This window comes from Bradyrhizobium daqingense (assembly GCF_021044685.1).
Taxonomy (GTDB): domain Bacteria; phylum Pseudomonadota; class Alphaproteobacteria; order Rhizobiales; family Xanthobacteraceae; genus Bradyrhizobium; species Bradyrhizobium daqingense.
The window spans coordinates 5,122,023-5,147,630 of record NZ_CP088014.1; the positions used below are offsets into that span (position 1 = coordinate 5,122,023).

Below are 25,608 nucleotides of genomic sequence, written 5' to 3' on the forward strand. Positions count from 1 at the left end.
ATGCGGGGCCCGACCGACATCGCGCCGCGTGCAGGCTATCCTGCGCAATTGCTCGCCGTGTCCTGGCGCGCGCTGGCCCAGCTCGTGCGCTCGCCCTCGCATTCGCGCCGCGCCGAGGCCGCCCGGAAGCTGGCGCGACACTCGCTGTGGCTCAGCGCCGCCGGCGCAGCCCTGGCCATCGTGCTGATGGTCGCGTTCGACCAGACCGAGATCCAGCTGATGCCGGCGCGCGGAACGCCGGGCCTGTGGCCGATCCGTATCCTTACCGATTTCGGCAAGGACGAGTATCTGCTGTCAGTGATGGGGGCCGGGCTAGTGGTTCTGGCGCTCGTTGCGGCAGGGCTGCATGGGAGGCGCCGCGCGCTGCTGCTCGGCCTCGGCACGCGGCTGCAATTCATGTTCCTGTCGGTTGCCGTGTCGGCATTCGCCGCCGAGATCCTGAAATATGTCATCGGCCGCGGGCGTCCGTTTGTCGGCGGCAAGGCCAATGCGTTCAACTTCGTCCCGTTCGAAGGGACGGGGGCCTATGCGAGCCTGCCCTCGGGGCATGCGGTGGCCGCGTTCGCGCTGGCGTTTGCAGTCTCGGCCTTGTGGCCGCGTTTGCGCGTGTTCATGTTCACTTACGCAATCGTGATCCTGCTGACGCGCCTCGTGCTGCTCGCGCATCATCCAAGCGACGTCGTGGCCGGCGCCCTGGTGGGAACGGTCGGCGCCATGACCGTGCGCTACTGGTTTGCGGCCCGAAGGCTGGGTTTTGCCATCCGCTCCGATGGTGCCATCGTGGCCATCCCGGGCCCTTTCAAAAGGGTTGCCCGCGGGGCATCCGCCCCATAAAAGCGGCTGCCTGCCGGGACGCCGGTTCCCGGGGCAGGCCAATTCCAACCACGAGCCTCGATTTGTCGACGTCCCAGCCTTCGGTTTCCATCGTCGTTCCCGTGCGCAACGAAGCCGACAACATCGTGCCGCTGGTCGAGGAGATCACGGCGGCGCTCGATGGCCGCTGGGACTACGAGATCATCTACGTCAACGACGGCTCGACCGATGCGACCGGCGAGCGGCTTGCCGCCATCATGAAGCAGCGGAGCAATCTGCGGCAGCTGCGCCATGCGCGATCGGGCGGTCAATCGGCGGCCGTGCGCAGCGGCGTGCGCGCGGCGCGCGGGGTCATCGTGGCTACGCTCGACGGCGACGGTCAGAACAATCCGGCGTTTCTGCCGGACCTGATCGCGACGGTCGAGAAGGGCGCGGGGCGCGTCGGGCTCGCCGCCGGCCAGCGGATCGGGCGCAAGGACACCGGCTTCAAGAAGCTTCAGTCGCGCGTGGCGAACGGGGTTCGCAACGCGATCCTGAAGGACGGCACGCGCGATACCGGCTGCGGGTTGAAGGCGTTCCGGCGCGACGTTTTCCTGATGCTGCCCTATTTCGACGGGCTGCATCGCTTCCTGCCGGCGCTGGTCCGCCGCGAAGGCTACGACATCGCCTATGTCGACGTGATCGACCGGCCGCGCCATTCCGGCGTATCCAATTACGGCTTCTTCGACCGGCTGTGGATCGGCATCATGGATCTCGCCGGCGTGTGGTGGCTGATCCGCCGCAAGAAGCCTACTCCCGATGTGACCGAGGTGAACGCATGATCATTCAATACGGTCAGGCGCTGAGCAACTATCTCTACGACGTGTTCGTCGCCAAGTTCGATTTCTGGCTGGCGTTCGGCCTCGTCGCGCAATTGTTCTTCACCGCGCGCTTCCTGGTGCAGTGGATCGCCAGCGAACGCGCCGGCAACAGCGTGGTGCCGATGGCGTTCTGGTTCTGCTCGATGGGCGGCGGGCTGATGACGCTGGTCTATGGCGTCGTGAAACGCGAGCCGGTCATCATTCTCGGACAGTCGCTCGCGACGATCATCTACATCAGAAACATCATGCTGATCTGGAAGAACCGCGGCACCGCCTCGAAGACGCTTGACCGCTGACCCGGTTAGCGCGGCAGCGCCGACGCCGCGCCTGAGGCGGGCAGGGCGGCACGATCGGCCTCATGTCGGCGATAGGGCTCGCCGGCCGCGTCCAGCACCGGATAGGCCACCGAGCAGATGTGCGAATGGATGCGGCGCAGGTCGCGCAGCACGTCCAGATGCAGCGACGTGGTCTCGATGGTCTCGGGACGCCCCTCGCGCAAGCGGTCCAGATGGCGCTCGACGGCGGCGAGCTCGGTGTTGCGCAGCGCCGTCTTCTCCACCAGCAGCTTGCGCGCCTCGTTGGCGTCGCCGGACATGAAGACGCCGAAGGCGATCCGCAGCGAATCCATCGTGCGCTTGTGGAAGGCCGCGAGCTCCTCGGCGCCCTCGGCCGAGAACTGGAAACGGTGCTTGATCTTCTTGGTGGCGAGCTCGCTGAGGCTCTTGTCGATGATGTCGCCGATATGCTCCAGGTTGATGGCGAAGGAGATGATCTCCATCGCGCGGCGTCCTTCGCTCTCGTCGAGGCTGCCCCGCATCAGCTTCGTCACGTAGAGCTTGATGGCCTCGTCGAGGCCGTCAACGAGATTGTCCGTCTTCGAGACCTGGTCGACCAGCGCACGGTCCCCCGTCATCATCGCAGCCATCACCTTGCGCAGCATGACCTCGACGAGATCGCCCATGCGCAGAGTCTCGCGGGCGGCGTCCGCGAGCGCCAGTGACGGCGTCTCCAGCGCGGTCTCGTCGAGATAGCGCGGGCGCGCCGGATCGGCCTCCCGGATGCGATCCGGCAGCAGCCGGGTCAGCAGGCGCGACATGGCATCGAGCAGGCCGATGAAGAGAACGGCCGTGCCGACGTTGAAGGCGATATGGAAGGCCGCCGTCATCTTGGCGAGGTCGGGCTGCCAGGCGTGCATGTGCCCGGCGATCACGCCCAGGAACGGCAGGACGAGGGCAATCCCGATCACGCGGTTGATGAGATTGCCGACCGGCAGGCGATAGCTCGCGGGATCGTCGCGCCTGGCGCCCTCGAACACCGGATTGATGGCGCTGCCGAGATTGGCTCCGAGTACCAGTGCGAGGGCAGCTTCAGGCGTAATGAACTGCGAATAGGCCAGCGACATGATCAGCAGCACGCTGGCAACGCTCGAATGCACCGCCCAGGTGACGAGCCCGGCGATGACGATGCACAGGATGGGATCGCCCGTGATCGCCGACATCACGACGCGCACGCCGGGCGCGTTCTCGGCCGGCGCCAGCGTGTCGAGCAGAATGTGGAGCGCGAGCAGCATCAGGCCGAGGCCGATGCAGACGCGGCCCATGTCCTTGATCCGCGAGCGCGGGCCGGAGCGGAAGGCGGCGAGCCCGATCACGAATAACACCGGCGCAACGGCTGCGATGTTGAACGACAGCACCTGCACGATCAGCGTCGTGCCGACATTGGCCCCCAGCATGATGGCAAGCGCGGCGGCAAGGCTGACGAGGCCTTCGGCAGCGAAGGAAGAGGTGATCAGCGCGGTGGCCGTGCTGCTCTGGAGCAGCGCGGTGAGACCGAGGCCGGCAGCGAATGCATTGAAGCGGTTGCCGAGTGCCTTGCCGAGCAGGCGGCGCAGGTCGGGACCGAAGGCGCGCAGGATCCCGCTGTGGACCATGTGCAGGCCCCACAACAGCAACGCAACGCCGCCCATTAGGTCGAGCAGAACCAACGTTCCCATGCTCCGTGTCCGGATTGGAGTCGATTGGTGAGGCTAGCGCCAAACGCTTGAGGATCAAACCATTTGTTGGCGCATCGGCGTTAACGTTTACGACAGGTGCACGTTCCTCCAATGCGCGACCACGCGCCCGCCGTGCGATGCCGCGTTCTCAGGCGATGCCTTGCGAGCGGGCTCACATTGCTGCTTTGAGGGCAGCGAAGCCGCGGTCGAGATCAGCCTTGAGATCGGCGACGTTCTCGAGCCCGATGTGCAGGCGCAGCGTCGGGCCGCCCGGCGCCCATTTGGTCGCGGTGCGATAGGCGTCGCAGTCGAAGGGAATTGCAAGGCTCTCGAAGCCGCCCCAGGAAAAGCCCATGCCGAACAGTTTGAGCGTGTTGAGCATGGTGTCGACCGCCTTCTGCGGCGCCGGCTTCAGCACGATGCTGAAGAGGCCCGAAGCGCCGGTGAAGTCGCGCTTCCAGATCGCGTGACCTGGATCGGTCTCGAGACCCGGATGCAGCACGCGCGCAACCTCGGACCGGCCGGCGAGCCAGCGCGCCATGTCGAGCCCCGAGCGATGATGCTGCGCGAGGCGTACCGACAGCGTGCGCAAACCGCGCAGCGCGAGGAAGACGTCGTCGGGTCCGGCGCAGACGCCGAGTAGGCGAATGCCCTCGGCAATCTGCGGCCAGGCCTTGGCGTTGGCCGAGATGGTGCCGAACATGATGTCGGAATGGCCGCCGATATATTTGGTCGCGGCCTGCATGCTGATGTCGACGCCCTGGTCGAGCGAGCGGTGATAGAGCGGGGTTGCCCAGGTGTTGTCGTCGATGACGAGCGCGCTGCGGCCATGCGCGACCTCGGCGATCACGCGGATGTCGGGCATCTCGAACGACTGCGAGCCCGGCGCCTCGACCAGCACGGCCCGGGTGTTGGGCTTGAACAGCTTGTCGATCCCGGCGCCGATCAGCGGATCGAAATAGGTGGTCTCCACGCCATAGCGGGTGAGCATGCCGTTGCAGAAATTGCGTGAGGGCCGATAGACGTTGTCGCAGACCAGGAGATGGTCGCCGGCCTTCAGCACCGAGAGCAGGGCGGTGGAGATCGCCGACAGCCCCGACGGGACGATGCCGACGCCGGCGCATTGCGGCCCCTCCAGCGCCATCAGCGTCTCCTGGAACGCCTTGGTCGTGGGGGAACCGTGGCGGCCATAGGTGAACTCGCCGCGATGGGCGTGCAGGTCCTCGGCGGTCGGATAGAGCACGGTCGAGCCGTGGAAGACCGGCGGATTGACGAACCCCTTCTGCGCCTTGGTGTCGCGGCCGGAGGTGACCAGCCGGGTCTCGGCATGCTGCTGGGAAGGGTGTGAGGAATCCATGCGTCTGCTTTCAAAACCGCGTTTCCTGCGGGCGCGCCGCGCCTGCCGGGCTGGCCCAGAGGCCGCTGTCGTTAATAACAGAACACAGAAGAGTCCCGTCAACCCCTTGACCCGGCAGGCCAGTCGTTCTGTGATGCGCAGGTGCTATTCAGTCGCCGCATGTTGAGGGGCAGCCGCGACCTTCGATCCCATCTTCTGACCGGACTTGCGCCACAGCCAAAAATGGCGGGCGCCAGCGGTGGGGATTAAGGGTAAGGCCTCCCGACATCGGCGAGTGTTCGGCAAGCTTTTCCAGCATGACTCTTGCAGGGCTCATTCCGGCAGAGACGATTCCAAAGACAACTTCCTGACCCTGAGACGACCTTGAAAGGCCTTCAGCCCATGAAACGCGTAACCCTGGCACTCACACTTGCTCTCGCCGCCGGCCTGTCCACCCAAGCCGCCGATGCGCAAACGCTCAAGACCGTCAAGGACCGTGGCATGCTGTCCTGCGGCGTCAGCCAGGGCCTGCCGGGCTTCTCGTCGCCCGACGACAAGGGCAACTGGACCGGTCTCGACGTCGACCTCTGCCGCGCCATCGCCGGGGCGATCTTCAACGATCCGAGCAAGGTCAAATACGTGCCGCTGTCCGCCAAGGACCGCTTCACGGCGCTGCAATCCGGCGAGATCGACGTGCTTTCGCGCAACACCACCTGGACCATCTCGCGCGACACCTCGCTCGGCGCCAACTTCACCGGCGTGACCTATTACGACGGGCAGGGCTTCATGGTGAAGAAGTCGCTCAAGGTGAACTCGGCGCTCGAGCTCAACAGCGCATCGGTCTGCGTGCAGACCGGCACCACCACCGAGCAGAATCTCGCCGACTACTTCAAGGCCAACAACATGAAGTACGAGGTGATCGCGTTCGGCACCAACGACGAAACGGTCAAGGCCTATGAAGCCGGCCGCTGCGACGTGTTCACCACCGACCAGTCGGGCCTGTACGCCAACCGCCTCAAGCTCGCCAGTCCCAACGACCACATGGTGCTCCCCGAGATCATCTCCAAGGAACCGCTCGGGCCGATGGTGCGCCACGGCGACGATCAGTGGTTCGACATCGTGAAATGGACGCTGTTCGCGATGATCACCGCCGAAGAGCTCGGCGTGACCTCCAAGAACGTCGACGAGAAGGCGAAGCTGGAAAACCCGGAGCTGAAGCGCGTGCTCGGCAGCGACGGCAATTTCGGCGAACAGCTCGGCCTGACCAAGGATTGGGTGGTGCGGATCGTGAAGACGGTCGGCAATTACGGCGAGGTGTTCGACCGCAACGTCGGCGCCGGCTCGCCGCTCGCGATCAACCGCGGTCTGAACAATCTCTGGAACAAGGGCGGTCTCCAGTACGCGCCGCCGATCCGCTGATCGTCCCGATCCGCGGCTCGCGGCGATGAGCACCGAAGCCCGTAAACCGCCGCCCCAGATTGCGCTGAAGATCAGGCGCATGCTGGGCGGCAAGGCAGGCTGGAACGGCATCGCCGTCCAGTTTGCCTTCGCGGCGATCCTGGGCTGGATCGGCTATGAGATCGTCTCCAACGCCCGCGCCAATCTCGCGAACCAGCACATTGCCGCGGGCTTCGGCTTCCTCAGGAACAATGCCGGCTTCGACGTCAACCAGACCCTGATCTCCTACACCGGCTCGGACACGTTCCTGCGCGTGTTCGTGGTCGGGCTCCTCAACACGCTCGTGGTCTCGGTGGTCGGCATCGTCCTCGCCACCGTGCTCGGCTTCATCGTCGCGCTCTGCCGGCTCTCCCCGAACTGGCTGCTGTCCCGCGTCGGCGAGATCTACGTCGAGGTCATCCGCAATCTGCCGCTCTTGTTCCAGATCCTGTTCTGGTACCTCGCGGTGCTGGCGGCGCTGCCCAATCCGCGGCAGAGCATCTCGCTGCTCGGCATCAGCTTTCTGAGCAATCGCGGTCTCGTCATTCCGTCGCCGATTGGCGGCAGCGGCTTCGTGCCGTTCCTGGCGATGCTGGCGCTCGGCATCGTGGCATCGCTGGCCCTGCGCATTCATGCACGGCGCGCGCTGTTTCAGCGGGGAGAGGTGATCCGGATCTGGCCTTACGTGCTGGGCCTCTTGGTCGGGCTGCCGCTCGCGACCGTGCTGGTGTTTGGTCTGCCCTTTACCTTCGAGCTGCCGCAGCTCAAGGGGTTCAATTTTGCCGGCGGCGCGCGCATCATTCCGGAGTTCGTGGCGCTGACGCTGGCGCTGGCGACCTACACCGCCGCCTTCATCGCCGAGATCGTGCGCGCCGGCATCCTGTCCGTGCACAAGGGGCAGATGGAGGCGGGATCCTCCCTGGGCCTGGGCCGCGGCACCACGCTCCGGCTGATCGTCGTGCCGCAGGCCATGCGCGTCATCGTGCCGCCGCTGACCAACCAGTATCTCAACCTGACCAAGAACTCCTCGCTGGCGGTCGCGATCGGCTATCCCGACCTCGTGTCGGTGTTCGCCGGCACCTCGCTGAGCCAGACCGGGCAGGCGATCGAGATCATCGCCATGACGATGGGCGTCTACCTCTTGATCTCCCTCCTCACCAGCGCGATCATGAGCGTCTATGGGTGGCGCGTCAGCCGGAGCCTCGGCGCATGAGCGATGTCACCACCTCCGCCTTCGTCCGTCAGGATTTGGTCGCCGAGCGTCCGGCACCGGTCAAGACCACGGGCTTCATCGGCGTGCTGCGCACTCGCTTGTTCAGTTCGCCAACCAACATCCTGCTCACGATCGTGGGCGCGCTGCTGCTCTGGTTCACGATTGTCCCTTCAGTCAAGTTCCTGGTGGTCGATGCGGTCTGGACCGGCAAGGACCGCGCGGCGTGCCTCTCCGAAAACGCCGGTTTCGTCGTTGGCGCGTGCTGGCCCTACATCCAGGCCAAGCTGCCGCAGCTGATCTACGGCTTCTATCCCGAGGCCGAGCGCTGGCGGGTCGATCTTACTTTCGTCCTGGCCGTGGTCCTGCTGGTGCCGATGCTCGTTCCGCGGCTGCCGGCTAAGAATCTTAATGCCAGCCTGTTCTTCGTCGCCTTTCCGGTGGTCGCATTCTTCCTGCTGCACGGCGGCGGCATCAAGGGCTTCGGCCTGAGCTGGACGGCCAGCCTGTTGCAATTGTTCGAAGAGAGCATCGTCGGAGCCGGGCAGGCGCTGCTCAATCTCAGCAAGACCTCCGCCATCGCCCCGCTGCTGTGGGCCCTTGGAAGCCTGATCGTGCTGGTCGGCACGGCGATCTCCTGGCTGATCTTTCCGCTCACCTGGCTGCGTGATCACATCCAGACGATGGGGCAGCCGGTCTGGGCCGATTTCGCCGTCACGGCCGGGATCGTCTGCCTGATCGCCTTCGTACTCGGCGGCGGCATTCGCACCGGATGGCGAGCCCTCCTGTGGAGCATCGCCACGTTCATTGCCATCGCGATCGTCATCAAGCTGATGGGGCTTGACCGCGGCGGACTGCCGGTCGTGTCGACCAATCTGTGGGGCGGGCTTCTGGTGACGCTGGTCGTCTCCGTCACCGGTATCGTCACCTCGCTGCCGATCGGCATTGCGCTGGCGCTCGGCCGCCGCTCCACCATTCCGCTGATCCGGATATTTTCGATCGCCTTCATCGAGTTCTGGCGCGGCGTGCCGCTGATCACCGTGCTGTTCTTCGCCACGTACATGCTGCCGCTGTTCCTGCCGGGTAATTTCACGGTCGATGGCCTGGTTCGCGCGCTGATCGGCATCGCGCTGTTCACGGGGGCCTATCAGGCCGAGAACGTCCGAGGCGGTCTCGCTGCGATCCCGCGCGGGCAAAGCGAGGCGGCGGCGGCGCTGGGGTTGTCCTGGTGGAAGACGACCTCGCTGATCGTGCTGCCGCAAGCGCTGCGTCACGTCATTCCGAACCTCGTCAACAGCTTCATCTCGCTGTTCAAGGATACCTCGCTGGTCTCGATCGTGGCGCTGTTCGATCTCCTCGGCTCGCTACGCGCCTCGTTCTCGGACCCGAAATGGTCGACGCCGTCGACCTTGTTCACCGGCTTTGCCTTCGCCGGCATCGTCTACTTCATCTTCTGCTTTGGAATGTCGCGCTACTCGCTCTTCGTCGAGCATCGCCTCAACGCTCACCGCCGCAACTGATGGAGCGCACCATGTCCGACCCCATCGTCAAGATTTCCGGGCTCAACAAATGGTACGGCGAGTTTCACGTGTTGCGCGACATCGACCTCGAGGTCGGCAAGGGCGAGCGAATCGTGATCTGCGGCCCCTCCGGCTCGGGCAAGTCGACGCTGATCCGCTGCGTCAACGCGCTGGAGGAATTCCAGCAGGGCGAGATCGTCGTCGACGGCATCGAGCTCGGGCCCAACCTCAAGCATGTCGATGCGGTGCGCCGCGAAGTCGGCATGGTGTTCCAGAGCTTCAACCTGTTTCCGCATCTGACGGTCATGGACAATTGCACGCTGGCGCCGATCTGGGTGCGCAACATCCCCAAGAAGGACGCCGAGGCGACCGCCATGAAATTCCTGGAGCGGGTCAAGATTCCGCATCAGGCCAACAAGTTTCCGGGGCAGATGTCCGGCGGCCAGCAGCAGCGCGTCGCGATCGCCCGCGCGCTCACCATGAACCCGAAGGTGATGCTGTTCGACGAGCCGACCTCCGCGCTCGACCCCGAGATGGTCAAGGAGGTGCTCGACACCATGGTCGACCTCGCCGGGGAAGGCATGACCATGCTGGTCGTCACTCACGAGATGGGCTTTGCCCGCGAGGTCGCCAACCGCGTCGTGTTCATGGACGCCGGCCAGATCATCGAGGCCAACACGCCGAACGAGTTCTTCGCAGCCCCGCAGCACGCCCGCACGAAACTGTTCCTCAGCCAGATCCTGCGCTGAGCCCCGGGAAATCCCGGGGTGTCTCCGCCCCAGCTGATCGGCTGGCTGCCGCCGCGAATCAGCTAGACTCGTGCCGGACTACCCTCCGGAGAGACACCTTGCAGAGCAGCGGCGGCGGCGCGCGCGCATTCCAGAATGCGCGATTGCAGAAGAAATTGATGAAGCAGGCGGACGCTATCCTCTCCACAGCGGCCGCCGCCTATGGCCAGGGCAGATATACCGAAACCGAAGCGCTCTGCCGTGAGATATTGAAGGCCATCCCCAATCATGTCGACGCCATGCATCTGCTCGGCATGTGCGCCCATGACGGTCGGCGCCTGGAGGAGGCGCAAAAGCTGCTCGAGCGCGTGATCGAGCTCGATCCGCGCCTGCATGATGCGCACAATAACCTGGCGACCGTGCATTTCGACCTCGGCAATTACGAGGACGCACGGCGGTGCCAGGAGAAGGCCATCGCCCTGAAGCCGAATTTCGCTGTGACACTGACCAATCTCGGCAACACGCTGATGCATATGGGGCTGTACGAACAGGCGCTCGAGATGCACGAGCGTGCCATCAAGCTGAAGCCGGATTATGCCGATGCGCTGTGCAACCGTGGTATGGTCGAGATCGTGCTCGGGCAGATCATGCGCGCCAAGGAGAGTTTCGACCGCGCCCTGCTGTTTCAGCCCCGTCATGCCGAGGCCATCGTCGGCAGCGGCATGGTCAGCATGGAACTGCGACACTACGAAGAGGCGGCCGCCAAGTTCGCCACCGCGCTGGCCATCAAGCCTGGCGCGCCGAGGATCCTGGCCCAGCGTGGGCGGCTCAGTTACGAGCTGCAGCGCCTGCAGCCCGCGCTTGCGGATTTCGAGGCGGCGCTTGCGATTTCGCCGAAGCTCGAACTGGCGCTCCGGGGCAAGGCTCAGACCTGCCTCGTCATGGGAAAAACCGCGCAGGCGATGGCGGCGGCGGCGACCTTGATCGAGCGAAATCCGCGCTCCGAGATGGGAATGGCGCTGATGGGCTTCGCTTATTCGAACCAGGGCGAGATGGACACCGCGATCGAATATCTCGATCGCGCGCTGGATCTGCGCCCGGACTATGGGGATGCGATCAGGGGCAAGATCTTCCTGCAGGACTATCGCGCCGAGGCCGATTTCGTGGTCCAGCAGGAAGTGCGAAAAACCTGGTGGGATGCGATCGGCTCGAGGATTCCGCAAAGGACGCTGCCGAAGCGGCCGCTGGACCCGGAGAAGCGGATCGTGGTCGGCTATGTCGCCGCCGAGTTCCGGCAGCACTCGGCAGGCCTCACTCTGCTGCCGGTGCTGCGCAACCATGATCACGCCAAGTTTGAGATCATCTGCTACTATTCCTGGCCGGGCGCTGACGAGTACACCGCCATGTTCAAATCATTGGCGGACGTCTGGGTTGACGCGTGGGGACTTTCGGACGACGAACTCGCCGATCGCATTGAGGCCGACAAGGTTGATATCCTGATCGACGTTTCGGGCCACACCACCGGTAACAGGCTGCAATGCTTCGCGCGGAAGCCGGCGCCGATCCAGGCCACCGGCTTTGGTCACGCGACGGGCACAGGCATGCCGGCGATGGACTATGTGCTGGCCGATCCCATCTTCATTCCGCCCTCGGTCCGGCATCTGTTTCCGGAGAAGATCTTCGATCTGCCGTGCCTGATCACGATGGAGCCCGTCACCAATCTGCAGCCGTCGGAGCTGCCGATGCTGCGCAACGGCTACGTCACCTTCGGCGTGTTCAACCGCATCTACAAGATCTCGGATGATGCGATCCGGGTGTGGTCGCGCATCATGCGGGAGGTGCCGGAATCGAAGATCGTTCTCAAGCATGGTCTGCTGGACGATACCCTGCTGCGCGACAGCCTGGTTGCACGGTTCGTGGCGCAGGGCATTGCCGAGGAGAACATCACCTGCCTCGGTACCACCTCGCGCGACGACCACCTCATCGCGTTCGACCAGATCGATATTTCGCTCGACACGTTCCCGCAAAACGGCGGCATCAGCACTTGGGAGTCCCTCTACAAGGGCGTTCCCGTCGTCGCCAAGCTCGGCAATGGAGCGTCCTCGCGTGCCGGCGGCTCCATCGTGGCCGCCGTCGGTCTCGGCGACTGGATCGCGGAGGATGACGACGGTTATGTCGACATCGCCCGCAAATTCGCGACGCAGCCCGGTCATCTCGCAAAGCTGCGCGCTGAGTTGCCGGCTCGGATCGCAGCCTCGCCCGCCGGCAATGTCGAGATCTACACGCGAGAGCTCGAAGCTGGGTACCGCCAGTTCTGGCGCGACTATTGCGCCGCTGCCTCTGATGGCGGCGACGCTGCAACAACCAGGGCCGACGCACCGACCGGTTCCTGAGCCGGACCAGCAGCGAGACCCGGGATATCCCGGGCCGATTTCATCCCCGCCGGCCCGCTTGTGCGAATCAGCTAGACTCGCGGCGGGCCATCTTCCGGAGAGATACCTTGCAGAGCAGCGCCGGTGCGCGCGCATTCCAGAATGCGCGGTTGCAGAAGAAGTTGAAGAAGCAGGCCGACGCTGCCATCGCCGCTGCGGCGAGCGCTTATGGCCAGGGCAGGTATGCGGAGACCGATGCGATCTGCCGCCAGATCGTGCAGGCGATTCCCGATCATTTCGACGCCACGCATTTGCTCGGCCTGTGCGCGCAACAAGGTGGGCGCCTCGAAGAGGCGCAGCAGCTGCTCGAACGCGCGGTCGCGATCGATCCGCGTTCGCACGAGGCTCATAGCAATCTCGCGTCCGTGTACTTCGTCCTTCAGAAACCAGAGGCGGCCCGGGCCTGCCAGGAGAAGGCGATCGCGCTGAAGCCGAATTTCACGCCGGCTTTGGCCGGTCTGGGCAGCGTCTTGCTCCAGATGAACCTGCCCGAACAGGCCATCGAGATGTACGACCGGGCGATCAAGCTGAAGCCCGACTATGCCGACGCGCTTTGCAATCGTGGCGTGGCGGAGATGGCACTGTATCGATTTGACCGCGCCAAAGAGAGCTTCGATCGTGCGCTGTTGTTTCAGCCGCGTCACGTCGAAGCGCTCGCGGGCAAAGGTATGGTCGGCATCGAGCTCAGGCGTTACGACGAGGCGGAAGCCGCGCTCACAGCGGCGCTCGCGATCAAGCCCGGTTCGGCGAAGATTTGGGCGCAGCGCGGACGCCTCAATGCCGAACTGTTGCGGCTTGAACAGGCGGCGGCGGACTTCGATGCGGCACTGGCATTGTCGCCCCGGCTTGAAGTTGCCTTGCGTGGAAAGGCAGAGGTCTCGCTCAGCCTAGGAAGTACCGCACAGGCAATCCTGGCCTGCACGACCTTGCTGGAGCAAAATCCACACTCCACCATCGCGATGGCGCTGCTGAGCTCCTGTTTTGCAAACCAGGGAGAGATCGCGTCCGCCATCGAACATCTCGATGCGGCGCTGGCGATCTCGCCGGATCCGGACCTGATCGCGCGGAAGATCTACTTTCTCGACTTTCTCCCCGAGGCCGATTTCGCGATCCAGCAGGCCACGCGAAAGGCTTGGGGGCAGGCGATCGGCGCCAGAGTGCCGCAACGGAAGCTCGCTGCCCGGCAGCTCGACCCCCACAGGCGGATCGTGATCGGCTATGTCTCCGCCGAATTCCGCTATCACTCGGCGGCATTTGGTCTGCTGCCGGTGCTGCGCCATCATGACCATGCCAATTTCGAGGTCGTCTGCTATTCGTGTTCGCCGATACGAGACGAGGTGACAGCCGAATTCCAGTCGTCTGCAGACGTCTGGGTCGATGCCTGGCAGATGTTTGACGACCAATTGGCTGACCGTATCCAGGCCGACAAGGTGGATATCCTGATCGACGTGTCCGGGCATTCCTCGGGCAATAGGCTCCAGGTCTTCGCCCGCAAGCCGGCCCCCATTCAGGTCACAGGCTTTGGACACGCGACCGGCACGGGTCTACCAACGATGGACTATGTGCTCGCCGATCCGGTCTTCATTCCGCAATCGGCGCGGCATCTGCTGGCGGAAAAGGTCTTCGACCTGCCGTGCCTGATCACGACCGATCCCATCCTGGATGTGCCGCCTTCGGAGCTTCCCATGCTCCGCAACGGCCACGTCACTTTCGGCGTGTTCAACCGCGTCAACAAGATCTCGGACGAGGCCATCCGCGTCTGGGCGAAGGTGATGCGCGAGGTGCCGGGGTCGAAGATCATCATCAAGCATACGCTGCTCGATGACGCCCTGCTGCGAGACGGTCTGATCGCGCGGTTCGTCGCGCAGGGCGTCCCGCAAGAGAACGTCATCTGCATGGGCTCGACTCCGCGTCACGAGCACCTGTTGGCCTTCACGCAGGTCGACATCTCCCTGGATACGTTCCCGCAAAATGGCGGCGTCAGCACCTGGGAATCGCTCTATGCGGGCGTGCCGGTCGTCGCCAAGCTCGGCAACGGCGCCTCGTCGCGTGCCGGCGCGGCCATCGTGGCCGCCGTCGGGCTCGACGATTGGGTCGCCGAGGACGACGAGGGCTACGCCGCGATCGCATGCAAGCACGCGGCGCAGCCTGCTTACCTGGCGAAGCTGCGTGCGGAGCTGCCGGCTCGGATCGCTGCCTCGCCGGCCGGCAATGTCGAGATCTATACGCGCCAGGTCGAGGCCGGCTATCGCCAGTTCTGGCGCGACTATTGTGCCGCAGCCTCGGCAAACGGCGAGGGCGCCTAAAGCGCCGGCCTGAGCGCGCGCCCGCGACGTGCGCTCGCTATGAGTATCAGACGAAGGGCGGCTTGATGTTGCTGCGCTTCTCCAGCCACTCGGGCACGGGCAGGTTCTTGGCGCGCATGAAGTCCGCGTTGAACAGCTTCGACTGATAGCGGCTGCCGGAATCGCAGAGCACGGTGACGATCGTCTTGCCCGGTCCGAGCTGCTGGGCCAGCCGCATCGCGCCGACGATGTTGATGCCGGTCGAGCCGCCGAGGCACAGGCCTTCGTGCTGGAGCAGCTCGTAGATCGCGCTGACCGCTTCGGCGTCGGGAATGAGATAGGCGTCGTCGACCTTGGCCGTCTCGACGATTGCGGTGGCGCGGTTGAGGCCGATGCCCTCGGTGATCGAGCCGCCCGGCGTCGCCTTGGCGTCGCCGGTCCTGAAATAGTCGTACATGCCGGCGCCGTGCGGATCGGCGCAGGCGATGCGGATGCGGTTGTTCTTCTCTTTCAGGTAGCGACTGGTGCCGGCGAGGGTGCCGCCGCTGCCGACCGAGCAGACGAAGCCGTCGACCTTGCCGCCGGTCTGCTCCCAGATCTCAGGTCCGGTGGATTCGTAATGCGCCTTGGCATTGTCGAGGTTGTTCCACTGGTCGGCGAAGAGCACGCCATTGGGCTCGGTCTTGCGCAGCTCGTCGGCTAGCCTGCGGCCGACATGCTGGTAGTTGTTGGGATTGGCATAGGGCAGAGCGGGCACCTCGATCAGCTCGGCACCGCACAGCTTCAGGAAGTCCTTCTTCTCCTGGCTCTGCGTCTCCGGGATCACGATCAGCGTGCGGTAGCCGCGTGCGCTAGCAACGACGGCAAGGCCGATGCCGGTATTGCCGGCGGTTGCCTCCACCACCAGCCCGCCGGGCTTCAGCTCGCCGCGCTTCTCAGCCTCCAGGATCATCCATTTGCCGGCGCGATCCTTCACCGACTGGCCGGGATTCATGAACTCGGCCTTGCCCAGGATGGTGCAGCCGGTCAATTCCGAGGCGCGCTTGAGCTTGATGAGTGGGGTGTTGCCGATGGCTTCGACAACGTCATTCTTGAAGGTCATATCGGGGGAAATCACTGGCAAAGGGTTGATCAGGCTGGCCAGAACCTAGTGCTTGCAAGGCCAAAGGGGAAGGCTTTTGCGCTGCGGCGAAACCGGCCGAAGCCTCCGCCGCGACAGGGATATTTTGGAGACCACGGACTTCAGCGATGATGTGCGGGAGCGCCAGGCGGGATATCGGAGAAGAATATCCGCGGTCTTCGCCGGAGCACGAAAGCTGACGATTGCCTTGGGCATTCTGACCACCACCTACGCCTTCGACGGACGAGGTCGGCGCCCGGTGACCTGGTCGTACGAAGGCATATCCGCGTGGGTGAGGTGCGTTCGCTTCGATTGACGGTCTCGTGAGAGCGGCCCAGCCGGGTCCCGAGAGCGAAGCTGAAGTCGCGTCAGCGCTGCTGGGTAGCCTCACCACGCGGTTGTTGCGGCAATATCACATGAAATCTTAGTAAGCTTGAACGCGTGGCAGGACTGCACTGCAATGAAAGAAGCCACTGCGAGACAGTGACATTTTGCACTTGCGCGGTCGTGATCGCGATCTGCTCCGGTGTGCCTCTCGCAGCTGCGGGACTGTCCCGCAGTTCCGCGCCCGGCTAGTATGGGTCTCAAGGTTCCGAGAAAGCATCGCAGCTGTGAACGAGTTGTCCAACGTCCCCCGACTGTGCCGCCGCGAATCGGTTAATCCGGCTTCGCGGTGGCGGCTCGATCTGCCCGGCGGGGGGTGGATGTGACACAGGATGTTCCAGCAATCGCCATGCGGCGGTCTCCTGCTTCGCCGTCCCGGACGCGGCGCGCGGTGCGCTGGCTTGCGGCGCTGTGCCTTGCAGCGAGTTCCGGGGGGTGCCTGCTCACGCAGGATCTTCCCGATCCCGCGCTCGACGTTCCCGTGCAGTACAAATACGCGGGCAGGGGAGATACGCCGCCGTCGCTGGATTGGTGGCGCGGTTTCCGCTCCGCCGAGCTGACGCAGCTGATGGAGGAGGCGCAAACCGTCAACCTCGACATCGCCGCCGCCGTTGCGCGCATCGTCCAGGCCGATGCCCAGGCACGGCAGGCTGGCGCGGCGCTGCTGCCGAGCGTGTCGACGGCGGGATCGGAAACCTATTCGCGCACTTCGGGCTCGAGCGCCTCGGGCCTGTCCATCGGCGGACGCGAGGTCGTCAACTATTCGGCTTCGCTGAGCGCGAGCTATCAGCTCGATTTCTGGGGCCAGAACCGCGCCGCGCTGCAAACGGCCGAGGAAACGGCTCACGCCAACCGCTTCGATCGCGATACGGTCGCGCTGACGACGCTGGCAGCCGTCGCCAACGCCTATTTCCAGGTGCTGGCCTCGCAGGACCGCATCAGGACCTCACAGCGCAACATCGCGAGCGCGCAGCGCATCCTCGACGCCGTCAGGGAGCGCCGCAGGGCCGGCACCGGCACCGATCTGGACGTCGCCCAGCAGGAGAGCGTGTTGGCGAACCAAAAGGCCCTGGTACCGCCGCTGCGCCAGACGCTGGACCAGAACGTCAACGCGCTCGCGGTGCTGATCTCGCGGCCGCCGGAGAGCGTACGCGTGCTAGGCGGCTCCCTGGACCGGATCGCGATCCCGCGCGTGACGCCCGGCCTGCCGTCGGAGCTGCTGACGCAGCGGCCCGACATCCGCCGGCAGGAGGCGCAGCTTGCCTCCGCCACCGCGAACATCGGCAATGCCCGCGCGCAGTTCTTTCCGACGATCCAGCTTACCGGCAATGGTGGCTATCAGAGCTCGGCGCTGGTCTCGCTGTTCCAGCCGCATGCCGCCTTCTTCCAGCTCGTCGGCAGCGCCACGCAGCCGATCTTCGACGGCGGCAGGATTCTCGGCAATTTCGAGTTCGCCAAGGCGCGGCAGGACGAGTTGCTCCAGACCTACCGCAAGACGATCATCCAGGCCTTTGCCGACGTCGACAACGCGCTGTTCTCAATCAAGCAGACCACGATCAGGCTGCAATTGCAGCGCGACGTCGTTACCGCCTCGCGCCGCGCCTTCGATCTCTCCGAGCAGCAATTGCGCGCCGGCACTGCCGACATCGTGACCGTGCTCAACACCCAACTGACCCTGTTCCAGGCGGAAGACGCGCTGTGGCAGGCCCAACTCGCACGGCTTCTCGCCATCGTCAGCCTGTACCAGGCGCTCGGCGGCGGTTGGGAGCCGAGGATGGAGAAACCGGTCAATGCTCTTTAAGCCCGATACAAAGCAGGGCGCACAGGAGGCGACGGCGAAGAAGTCGCGCGGCCGCGGCTTCGTCATGACCCTGATCACGCTCGCGATCCTCGGCGGGCTCGGTTATCTCGGCTGGACCGTCACGCAACAGCAGCAGGCCAACAACCGCAACCAGCGCCCCGATCTGCCGGTGCCCGTGCTGGCCGCAACGCCGCGCATCCAGGACGTTCCGGTCTATCTCGATGGCGTCGGAGCGATCCGCGCGCTCAACACCGTGACCGTGCGCTCGCAGGTCGACGGCAAGCTGATCGCGGTCAACTTCACGGAAGGCCAGGACGTCAAGAAGGGCGACGTGCTCGGCGAGATCGATCCCGCGATCTACCAGGCGCAGTACGACCAGGCCGTGGCCAAGAAGGCGCAGGACCAGGCGCAGCTCGCCAACCAGCGCATCGACCTCGCACGGTACGAGCAGCTCGCGGCGTCAAACGCCGGCTCCAAGCAGCAGGCGGACACCCAGCGCGCGCTGGTGGCGCAGACCGAGGCGCTGGTGAAGGCGGACCAGGCCGCGATCGACAACGCCGCAGCAACGCTCAGCTACACCAAGATCGTGGCGCCGATCTCGGGCCGCGCCGGGCTGCGCCAGGTCGACCAGGGCAACATCATCCACGCTTCCGATACCACCGGCCTCGTCGTCATCACGCAATTGCAGCCGATCGCGCTGTGGTTCAGCCTGCCGCAGCAGCAGATCATGCGCGTCAACGCCGCGGCGGCGAAGGGAACGCTCCCCGTCGACGTGTTCGGCAATGACGGCGTCACCGTGATCGACACCGGCAAGCTCACCGGCATCGACAACCAGGTCGACCAGACCACCGGCACGCTCAAGCTCAAGGCGGAATTCCCCAACGCCAATTACCAGCTCTGGCCGGGCCAGTTCGTCAATGTCCGCCTTAAGGTCGAGACCTTGACGCAGGCGCTGGTGGTGCCGACCTCCGCGGTGCAGCGTGGTCCGATCGGGACCTTCAGCTACGTCATCGGCGAGGACAACGTCGTCTCGGCCAAGCCCGTGACGGTGACCCAGCAGAACGAGCATGACGCCGTCATCGCCAGCGGCCTGTCGCCGAACGACAAGGTCGTCACCACGGGCTTTGCCAATCTGTCCGACGGCTCCAAGGTGATCATCGGCCGCGACGACCAGACCCCGTCGGCCGACCTCGCGCCGCGCAAGCGTTCGCGCGGGCCGGACGCTCAGAAGAAGGATGGCGCCAAGGAAGGGCAGAAGGAGCACCAGAAGGACGGACAGGGCAAGGACGGCGAGTTCCGCGCCAAGCGCAAGAGCAGCGAGGGCGACCAGAAGGGGCAGACCGGGCCGGCTCCCGGCCCGGGGGCAGCGGGAAGTGGAGCCAAGCAGCCATGATCCCGACAACAGCCGCGTGATGCGGCAGGCGTAACCCATGGGTGTCTCCGAACCCTTCATCCGCCGTCCGATCGCGACCTCGCTGCTCGGCATTGCGCTCTTGATCGGCGGGCTGCTGGGCTATTTCGCACTGCCGGTCTCCGCGCTGCCGCAGGTCGATTTTCCGACCGTGCAGGTGACGACGCAGCTACCCGGCGCCAGCCCCGACGTGGTGGCCTCGCTGATCACCGCACCGCTGGAGCGGCAGCTCGGCCAGATCCCGTCGCTGTCGGCGATGAACTCGACGAGTTCGTTCGGCGTCAGTCAGATCTCGCTCCAGTTCGACCTCAACCGCGACATCGACGGCGCTACTCAGGACGTCCAGGCTGCGATCAATGCCGCAGCGGGCGTGCTGCCCAAGACGCTGCCTTACCCGCCGACCTACGCCAAGGTGAACCCGGCGGATGCACCGGTGATGACGCTGGCGCTGCGTTCGGACACGATCTCGCTGCGGGCGATGAGCGATATCGCCGACACCATTTTGGCGCAACGGCTCAGCCAGATCTCCGGCGTCGGGCGCGTATCCGTGCTCGGCGGGCTGAAGCCGGCCGTGCGCATCCAGGCGGACCTTGCGCGCCTCGCCGCCTATGGCATCGCCATGGAGGATCTGCGCACCGCGATCGCCAATGCCAATGTCTCCGGGCCAAAAGGTTCGCTCGACGGCGCGCAGCAAGCCTACATCATCGCCGCCAACGACCAGATCGCCGCAGCCGACGCCTACAGGCCGATCATCATCGCCTATCGCAACGGCTCGCCCGTCACCATCGGCGACGTCGCGCAGATCGTCGACGGCCTCGAGAACGATCGCACGGGCGGCTGGTATCAGGGCACGCCGGCCGTCATCATCGACATCCAGCGCCAGCCCGGCGCCAACGTCATCGACGTCGTCAGCCAGATCCGCGCCGAAATCCCCAAGGTGCAACGCGCGATCCCGGCCGGCGTGAATCTGACCATCGTCTCCGACCGCACCGTGACCATCCGCGCCTCGGTGCACGACGTGCAGTTCACACTGGTCCTTGCGGTCGTGCTGGTGACGCTGGTCGTGCTGCTGTTCCTGCGTTCGCTGCGTGCAACCTTGATCGCGGGCGTGGCGCTGCCGTTGTCGCTGATCACGAGCTTCGGCATCATGTATTTTGCCGGCTTCAGCCTCGACAATCTGTCGCTGATGGCGCTCACGATCGGCACCGGCTTCGTGGTCGACGACGCCATCGTCATGATCGAGAACATCGTCCGCCACATGGAGAACGGCGACGGTCCGATGGAGGCCTCGCTCAAGGGTGCCAGCGAGATCGGCTTCACCGTGATCTCGCTGACGGTATCGTTGATCGCGGTGTTCATCCCGCTTCTGTTCATGTCGGGCCTCGTCGGGCGCATGTTCCGCGAATTCGCGTTGACGCTGACCATCGCGGTCGTGACCTCCGCGGTGGTCTCGCTGACGCTGACGCCGATGATGTGCTCGCGCCTGCTCAAGCATGCCCATGAGGAGCTGGCGGTGCCGGGCCTAGCCGCGATCAGCCGCTTCATCGACCGTACCGTCGAGGCCTATCACAGGACGCTGCTGTGGGTATTAGAGCGTCAGCGCGCGACTTTGATCGTAACCTTCGTGACGCTGATCGCGACACTCGTCCTCTATGTCGTCGCGCCAAAGGGCTTCCTGCCGCTTCAGGACACCGCCTCGATTACGGCGGTGACGGAGGCGGGACCGGACGTGTCGTTCGCAGAGATGCAGAAGCGGCAGGCCGAGGTGGCCGACGCCATCAAGGCCGATCCTGATGTCGTCGGCGTCGTCTCCGTTATCGGCGCCGGCTCGGTCAACCCGACTACCAATGTCGGGCGGCTCGTCATGAACCTGAAGCCGCGCGGCGAACGGCGTGACGATGTCGCAGCGGTCGTGATCCGGCTGAAGGAGAGGGTGGCGGGCATTCCCGGCATGACCGTCTATTTCCAGCCGGTGCAGGACGTGCAGATCTCGACCCAGTCGAGCCGTTCGCAGTACCAGTACACGCTGACGGGTACCGACGCGGCGCTGGTGTCGGAATGGGCCGGCAAGCTGGTCGCGGAGATGCGGCGCGACCCGCTATTCCGCGACGTTTCCTCGGAGGCGCAGGAAGGCGGCCTGCGGGCGCAGCTCGACGTCGATCGCACCCGCGCCGGTCAGCTCGGCGTCAGCCTCCAGGCCATCACCGATACGCTGAACGATGCCTTCGCGCAGCGGCAGATCTCGACCATCTACGGCCAGGCCAACCAGTACCGCGTCGTGCTGGAGGCACTGCCGATGTACCAGCGCGATCCTTCGGTCCTGTCGAAGCTCTATCTGCCGGGTGCCGCCAGCAGCACGACGGTCGGCGCGCCGAGCGCCCAGGTGCCGCTGTCGGCCGTGGCGACCCTGAAGCGCACCACTGCGCCGCTGGCGATCTCGCACCAGGCGCAATTCCCGTCCGTGTCGCTCAGCTTCAACCTGGCGCCGGGCGCCGCGCTCGGCGATGCCGTCGAGGCTGTCAAGACGATCGAGACCCGCATCGGCATGCCCAACAGCATCGTCGGCGTCTATGCCGGAGATGCCGCCGAATTCGCCAAGGCGCTGGCCGGCCAGCCCTGGCTGCTGCTCGCGGCCGTGATCACGATCTACATCGTGCTCGGCGTGCTCTACGAGAGCTACATCCACCCGATCACGATCCTGTCGACACTGCCCTCGGCCGGCGTCGGCGCGATCCTGGCGCTGATCCTGTGCGGGCAGGATCTCTCGGTCATCGGCCTGATCGGCATCATCCTCCTGATGGGCATCGTCAAGAAGAACGCGATTATGATGATCGACTTCGCGCTGGATGCCGAGCGCGGGCAGGGCATGTCGCCGCAGGAGGCTATTGTGCAGGCCTGTCTGCTGCGCTTCCGCCCGATCATGATGACGACGTTGGCGGCGCTGTTCGGTGCGCTTCCGCTGGCGATCGAGAGCGGCACCGGCGCCGAGCTGCGCTTCCCGCTTGGCGTCTCCATCATCGGCGGCCTGCTGCTGAGCCAGCTGCTCACGCTCTACACCACGCCGGTGATCTACCTCGCGCTCGACCGCATCAACCGCCGCCTCGAGCAGGCGCTGCCGCCGGCCGAATCCGGCGGTCCGCCGGTCGCGGGCGCGACCGAGGGGATGCAGTGATGGTCTCGATCTCGGAGCCCTTCATCCGCCGCCCGGTCGCGACCACGCTGCTGTCGATCGGGTTGTTCCTGCTGGGTGTCGTGGCCTACGAGTTCCTTCCCGTCGCCTCGGTCCCGAACGTCGACTTCCCCGCCATCTTCGTCTCGGCCAGCCGGCCCGGCGCCGATCCGTCCGTGATGGCAGCGACGGTGGCCTCGCCCCTGGAGCGGCGGCTTGGCGAGATCGCCGGCATCAACCAGATCACCTCCACGAGCTCGCTCGGTACCACCAGCATCCAGCTCCAGTTCGACATCGGCCGGAACATCGACAAGGCCGCGCGCGACGTGCAGGCCGCAATCAACGCATCGATGGTCGATCTGCCGACCGACCTACCGACGCTGCCGCGGTTCCGCAAGGCGAATACGGCCGGCGCGCCGGTCTTCGTGCTGGCGCTGACCTCGAAGACGCTGTCGGCCAGCGCGATCTACGACGTCGCCGATACGGTCATTGCGCAGCGCATCTCACAGGTGCCTGGGGTCGGCGACGTCACGGTCTCCGGCGCCGACCAGCCGGCCGTGCGGGTGCAGCTCAACCCCGTCGCGCTGTCGAATGCGGGCATCGCCACCGACGACGTCCGGACCGCGATCATCAACGCCAATCCGCTCGGCCCCGTCGGCATCTTCAACGGCGAGCGTCAGAGCGAGACGCTGGCGCTCAACAAGCAGATGCGCACGGCGAAGGAGTTCCGCGACATCATCATCAAGAGCTCGAACGGCAATTTCGTCCGGCTCTCCGACGTCGCCGACATCGAGGATTCCGTCCGCAATGCGCGCTCCTTCGCCTGGTTCAACAAGCAGCCGGCGGTGCTGATCCAGATCACCAAGCAGGGCGACGCCAACGTCATCGACACCGTCGACCGGGTCAAGGCGTTGATCCCCGCGCTGAAGCAGTGGATTCCGGCCGGCGTCGAGATCTCCACCCTGGTCGATCGCACCGGCACGATCCGCGCCAGCGTGCTGGACATGCAATGGACCTTGCTGGCGACCGCGGTCCTCGTCATGGTCGTGGTGTTCGTGTTCCTGCGGCGACTGACGCCGACGATCGCGGCGGGCATCTCGGTGCCGCTGGCGCTGGCAGGAACCTGCGCCGGCATGTGGGTCGCGGGCTTCTCGATCGACAATCTGTCGCTGATGGCGCTGGCGATCTCGGTCGGCTTCGTGGTCGACGACGCCATCGTCATGATCGAGAACATGTACCGCAATCTCGAGCACGGCATGCGGCCGTTCCAGGCGGCGCAGGAGGGCGCCAGGCAGATCGGATTCACCGTGGTCTCGATCAGCCTGTCGCTGATCGCGGCCTTCACGCCGCTGATCTTCATGGACGGCGTCGTCGGCCGCCTGCTGCGCGAATTCTCGCTGACGCTGACCTTCGCCATCCTGGTCTCGACGTTGGTGTCGCTGACCGTCACGCCGATGATCTGCGCCCACTACATCCGGCAGACCACCTCGGGCACTGCGACCTTGTTCGATCGACTGATCGAAGGCTCGCTCTCGCGCGTCATCGCCTTCTACACCCGCACCTTGCGCACCGTGCTGGAGCTCCCACTGCTGACGCTGCTGGTGTTCTTCGCCACCATCGGCCTCACAGTGACGCTCTACATCAAGGTGCCCAAGGGCTATTTCCCGACCGACGATTCCGGTTTCATCATCGGGGCGACGCGTGCCTCGGCCGACATCTCGTTCCAGTCGATGCTGGGCCTCCAGCAGCGGCTCGCCGACATCGTGATGCAGGATCCTGCTGTGGCCGGCATCGGATCGACCGTCGGCGGCGGAGGCGGGCCGGGGGCGGCGACCTCGAATCGCGGCTCCATGTTCATCAGCCTGAAGCCACCGGAGGAGCGCGACCACATCTCCACGCAGGTCGTCATCGATCGTCTCAGGCGCGCGCTCTATCCCGTGCCCGGCATCCGCCTCTTCATGTTTGCCGCCCAGGACGTGCGCGCCGGCGGACGGCAGAGCGATTCCGACTACCAGTACACGCTGACCAGCACCGATCTCGGCCTGCTGCAGAAATGGGCGCCGATCGTCGCCAAACGGATGGAAAGCATCGAAGGCATTACCGACATCTCCAGCGACCGCGATCCCGGCGGACTTCAGCTGACCCTGTCGATAGACCGCCAGAAAGCCTCGGCGCTGGGCGTCAACGTTCAGGACATCGACAATGCGCTGAACAATGCGTTCTCGCAGCGGCAGATCGGGATCATCTATACCCAGCGCAACCAGTACATGACCGTGCTGGAGATCGATCCGAAATTCCAGGTCGATCCCTCCAATCTCGATCGCATCTATGTCGCGGGCGCCAATGACGTGCAGGTACCGCTCTCGGCCGTGGTGCACGCGACGCGCGGGCTCGCCGCGCTCGCTGTCTATCACTCGCAGTCTTTCCCCTCGACCACGGTGTCGTTCAACCTCTTGCCCGACGTGCAGCTCCAGGATGCGACGCAGAACATCCAGCGCGCGGTCGAGGAGTTGCACATGCCCGAGGGTATCCGCGGCAGCTTTGACGGCAATGCCGGCGATTTCGCCAAGACGAGCAGCCGTCAGCCGCTCCTGATCCTCGGCGCGCTGGTTGCGATGTATATCGTGCTGGGGGTGCTCTACGAGAGCCTCGCCCATCCGCTCACGATCATCTCGACGCTGCCCTCGGCCGGCCTCGGCGCGCTGCTTGCGCTCCAGCTCACCAACACGCCGCTGACGGTGATCGCCTTCGTCGGCATCATCCTCCTGATCGGCATCGTCAAGAAGAACGGCATCATGATGGTCGACTTCGCGCTCGATGCCGAGCGTCAGCGCGGCCTGTCCTCGGCCGAGGCGATCTTCGAGGCCTGTCAGGCGCGCTTCCGCCCGATCCTGATGACGACGATGGCGGCTTTGTTCGCCGGCATTCCGCTCGTCATCGCGACCGGCCCGGGCACGGAGCTGCGCCGGCCGCTCGGCATCACCATCATCGGCGGCCTGTTCGTCTCGCAGATTCTGACGCTCTACACGACGCCGGTGATCTACCTCCTGATCGACCGCCTGCGGCGGCGATCTGCGCCGCGTCCGCTGGCTGCGCCTGCGGAATAGGT

The 25,608-nt window shown here is 65.1% G+C and carries 16 protein-coding genes; 13 read left to right on the forward strand and 3 right to left on the reverse strand.

The annotated features are described in order from the left end of the window. The 3 genes from LPJ38_RS24275 to LPJ38_RS24285 all read left to right on the forward strand — a co-directional run bounded on the left by LPJ38_RS24275 (position 1) and on the right by LPJ38_RS24285 (position 1,969). Complete coding sequence (locus LPJ38_RS24275) at positions 1-834, forward strand: phosphatase PAP2 family protein (protein WP_145633522.1); 834 nt, start codon at positions 1-3, stop codon at positions 832-834. A gap of 62 nt (positions 835-896) precedes the next feature. Further along, the gene (locus LPJ38_RS24280; RefSeq protein ID WP_145633525.1) at positions 897-1,634 is read left to right on the forward strand and encodes a glycosyltransferase family 2 protein; all 738 of its coding nucleotides are present in this window, start codon (positions 897-899) and stop codon (positions 1,632-1,634) included. Continuing rightward, a complete protein-coding gene (locus LPJ38_RS24285; protein ID WP_025036223.1) occupies positions 1,631-1,969 on the forward strand; it encodes a lipid-A-disaccharide synthase N-terminal domain-containing protein in 339 nt (112 codons plus the stop codon). Before LPJ38_RS24280 ends, LPJ38_RS24285 begins: the two co-directional genes overlap by 4 nt. A 5-nt stretch (positions 1,970-1,974) precedes the next feature. On the opposite strand, the gene LPJ38_RS24290 is transcribed toward LPJ38_RS24285, so the two are convergent. Further along, positions 1,975-3,666: a Na/Pi cotransporter family protein gene (locus LPJ38_RS24290; protein ID WP_145633528.1), complete on the reverse strand. Its 1,692-nt coding sequence runs from the start codon at positions 3,664-3,666 to the stop codon at positions 1,975-1,977. Positions 3,667-3,838: 172 nt separating this feature from the next. Beyond that, complete coding sequence (gene metC / locus LPJ38_RS24295; RefSeq protein ID WP_145633531.1) at positions 3,839-5,023, reverse strand: cystathionine beta-lyase; 1,185 nt, start codon at positions 5,021-5,023, stop codon at positions 3,839-3,841. Between the two features lie 381 nt (positions 5,024-5,404). Between metC and LPJ38_RS24300 the strand changes: the two genes are divergently transcribed. The 6 genes from LPJ38_RS24300 (at position 5,405) to LPJ38_RS24325 (ending at position 14,635) form a co-directional block, all read left to right on the forward strand. Continuing rightward, positions 5,405-6,421, forward strand: a complete 1,017-nt coding sequence (locus tag LPJ38_RS24300) for an amino acid ABC transporter substrate-binding protein (RefSeq protein WP_145633535.1) — start codon at positions 5,405-5,407, stop codon at positions 6,419-6,421. Between the two features lie 25 nt (positions 6,422-6,446). Beyond that, a complete protein-coding gene (locus LPJ38_RS24305) occupies positions 6,447-7,652 on the forward strand; it encodes an amino acid ABC transporter permease (RefSeq protein ID WP_145633538.1) in 1,206 nt (401 codons plus the stop codon). Beyond that, a complete protein-coding gene (locus LPJ38_RS24310; RefSeq protein ID WP_145633541.1) occupies positions 7,649-9,169 on the forward strand; it encodes an amino acid ABC transporter permease in 1,521 nt (506 codons plus the stop codon). The genes LPJ38_RS24305 and LPJ38_RS24310 overlap by 4 nt, the downstream gene beginning before the upstream one ends. 11 nt (positions 9,170-9,180) lie before the next feature. Beyond that, positions 9,181-9,918, forward strand: a complete 738-nt coding sequence (locus LPJ38_RS24315; protein WP_145633544.1) for an amino acid ABC transporter ATP-binding protein — start codon at positions 9,181-9,183, stop codon at positions 9,916-9,918. Between the two features lie 98 nt (positions 9,919-10,016). Then, complete coding sequence (locus tag LPJ38_RS24320) at positions 10,017-12,290, forward strand: O-linked N-acetylglucosamine transferase, SPINDLY family protein (RefSeq protein WP_231088390.1); 2,274 nt, start codon at positions 10,017-10,019, stop codon at positions 12,288-12,290. A gap of 107 nt (positions 12,291-12,397) precedes the next feature. Continuing rightward, positions 12,398-14,635, forward strand: coding sequence for a tetratricopeptide repeat protein (locus LPJ38_RS24325; RefSeq protein ID WP_167520474.1), 2,238 nt, complete (start codon positions 12,398-12,400; stop codon positions 14,633-14,635). A gap of 46 nt (positions 14,636-14,681) precedes the next feature. On the opposite strand, the gene LPJ38_RS24330 is transcribed toward LPJ38_RS24325, so the two are convergent. Further along, positions 14,682-15,716 (reverse strand): cysteine synthase A, encoded by a 1,035-nt coding sequence (locus LPJ38_RS24330; RefSeq protein ID WP_145633547.1) that lies wholly within the window; start codon positions 15,714-15,716, stop codon positions 14,682-14,684. Positions 15,717-16,467: 751 nt separating this feature from the next. Here LPJ38_RS24330 and LPJ38_RS24335 point away from each other — a divergent pair. The 4 genes from LPJ38_RS24335 to LPJ38_RS24350 are packed head-to-tail and all read left to right on the forward strand — an operon-like array spanning position 16,468 to position 25,606. Then, positions 16,468-17,919 carry an efflux transporter outer membrane subunit gene (locus tag LPJ38_RS24335; RefSeq protein ID WP_231088391.1) on the forward strand — a complete coding sequence of 484 codons (1,452 nt, stop codon included), beginning with the start codon at positions 16,468-16,470 and terminating at the stop codon, positions 17,917-17,919. Then, positions 17,909-19,312 carry an efflux RND transporter periplasmic adaptor subunit gene (locus LPJ38_RS24340; RefSeq protein WP_145633554.1) on the forward strand — a complete coding sequence of 468 codons (1,404 nt, stop codon included), beginning with the start codon at positions 17,909-17,911 and terminating at the stop codon, positions 19,310-19,312. Before LPJ38_RS24335 ends, LPJ38_RS24340 begins: the two co-directional genes overlap by 11 nt. Before the next feature lie 37 nt (positions 19,313-19,349). After that, on the forward strand, positions 19,350-22,502 hold the full coding sequence (locus LPJ38_RS24345; RefSeq protein ID WP_145633557.1) for an efflux RND transporter permease subunit: 3,153 nt from the start codon (positions 19,350-19,352) through the stop codon (positions 22,500-22,502). Beyond that, on the forward strand, positions 22,502-25,606 hold the full coding sequence (locus tag LPJ38_RS24350; protein WP_145633560.1) for an efflux RND transporter permease subunit: 3,105 nt from the start codon (positions 22,502-22,504) through the stop codon (positions 25,604-25,606). Before LPJ38_RS24345 ends, LPJ38_RS24350 begins: the two co-directional genes overlap by 1 nt. The last annotated feature ends 2 nt before the right edge of the window (positions 25,607-25,608 follow it).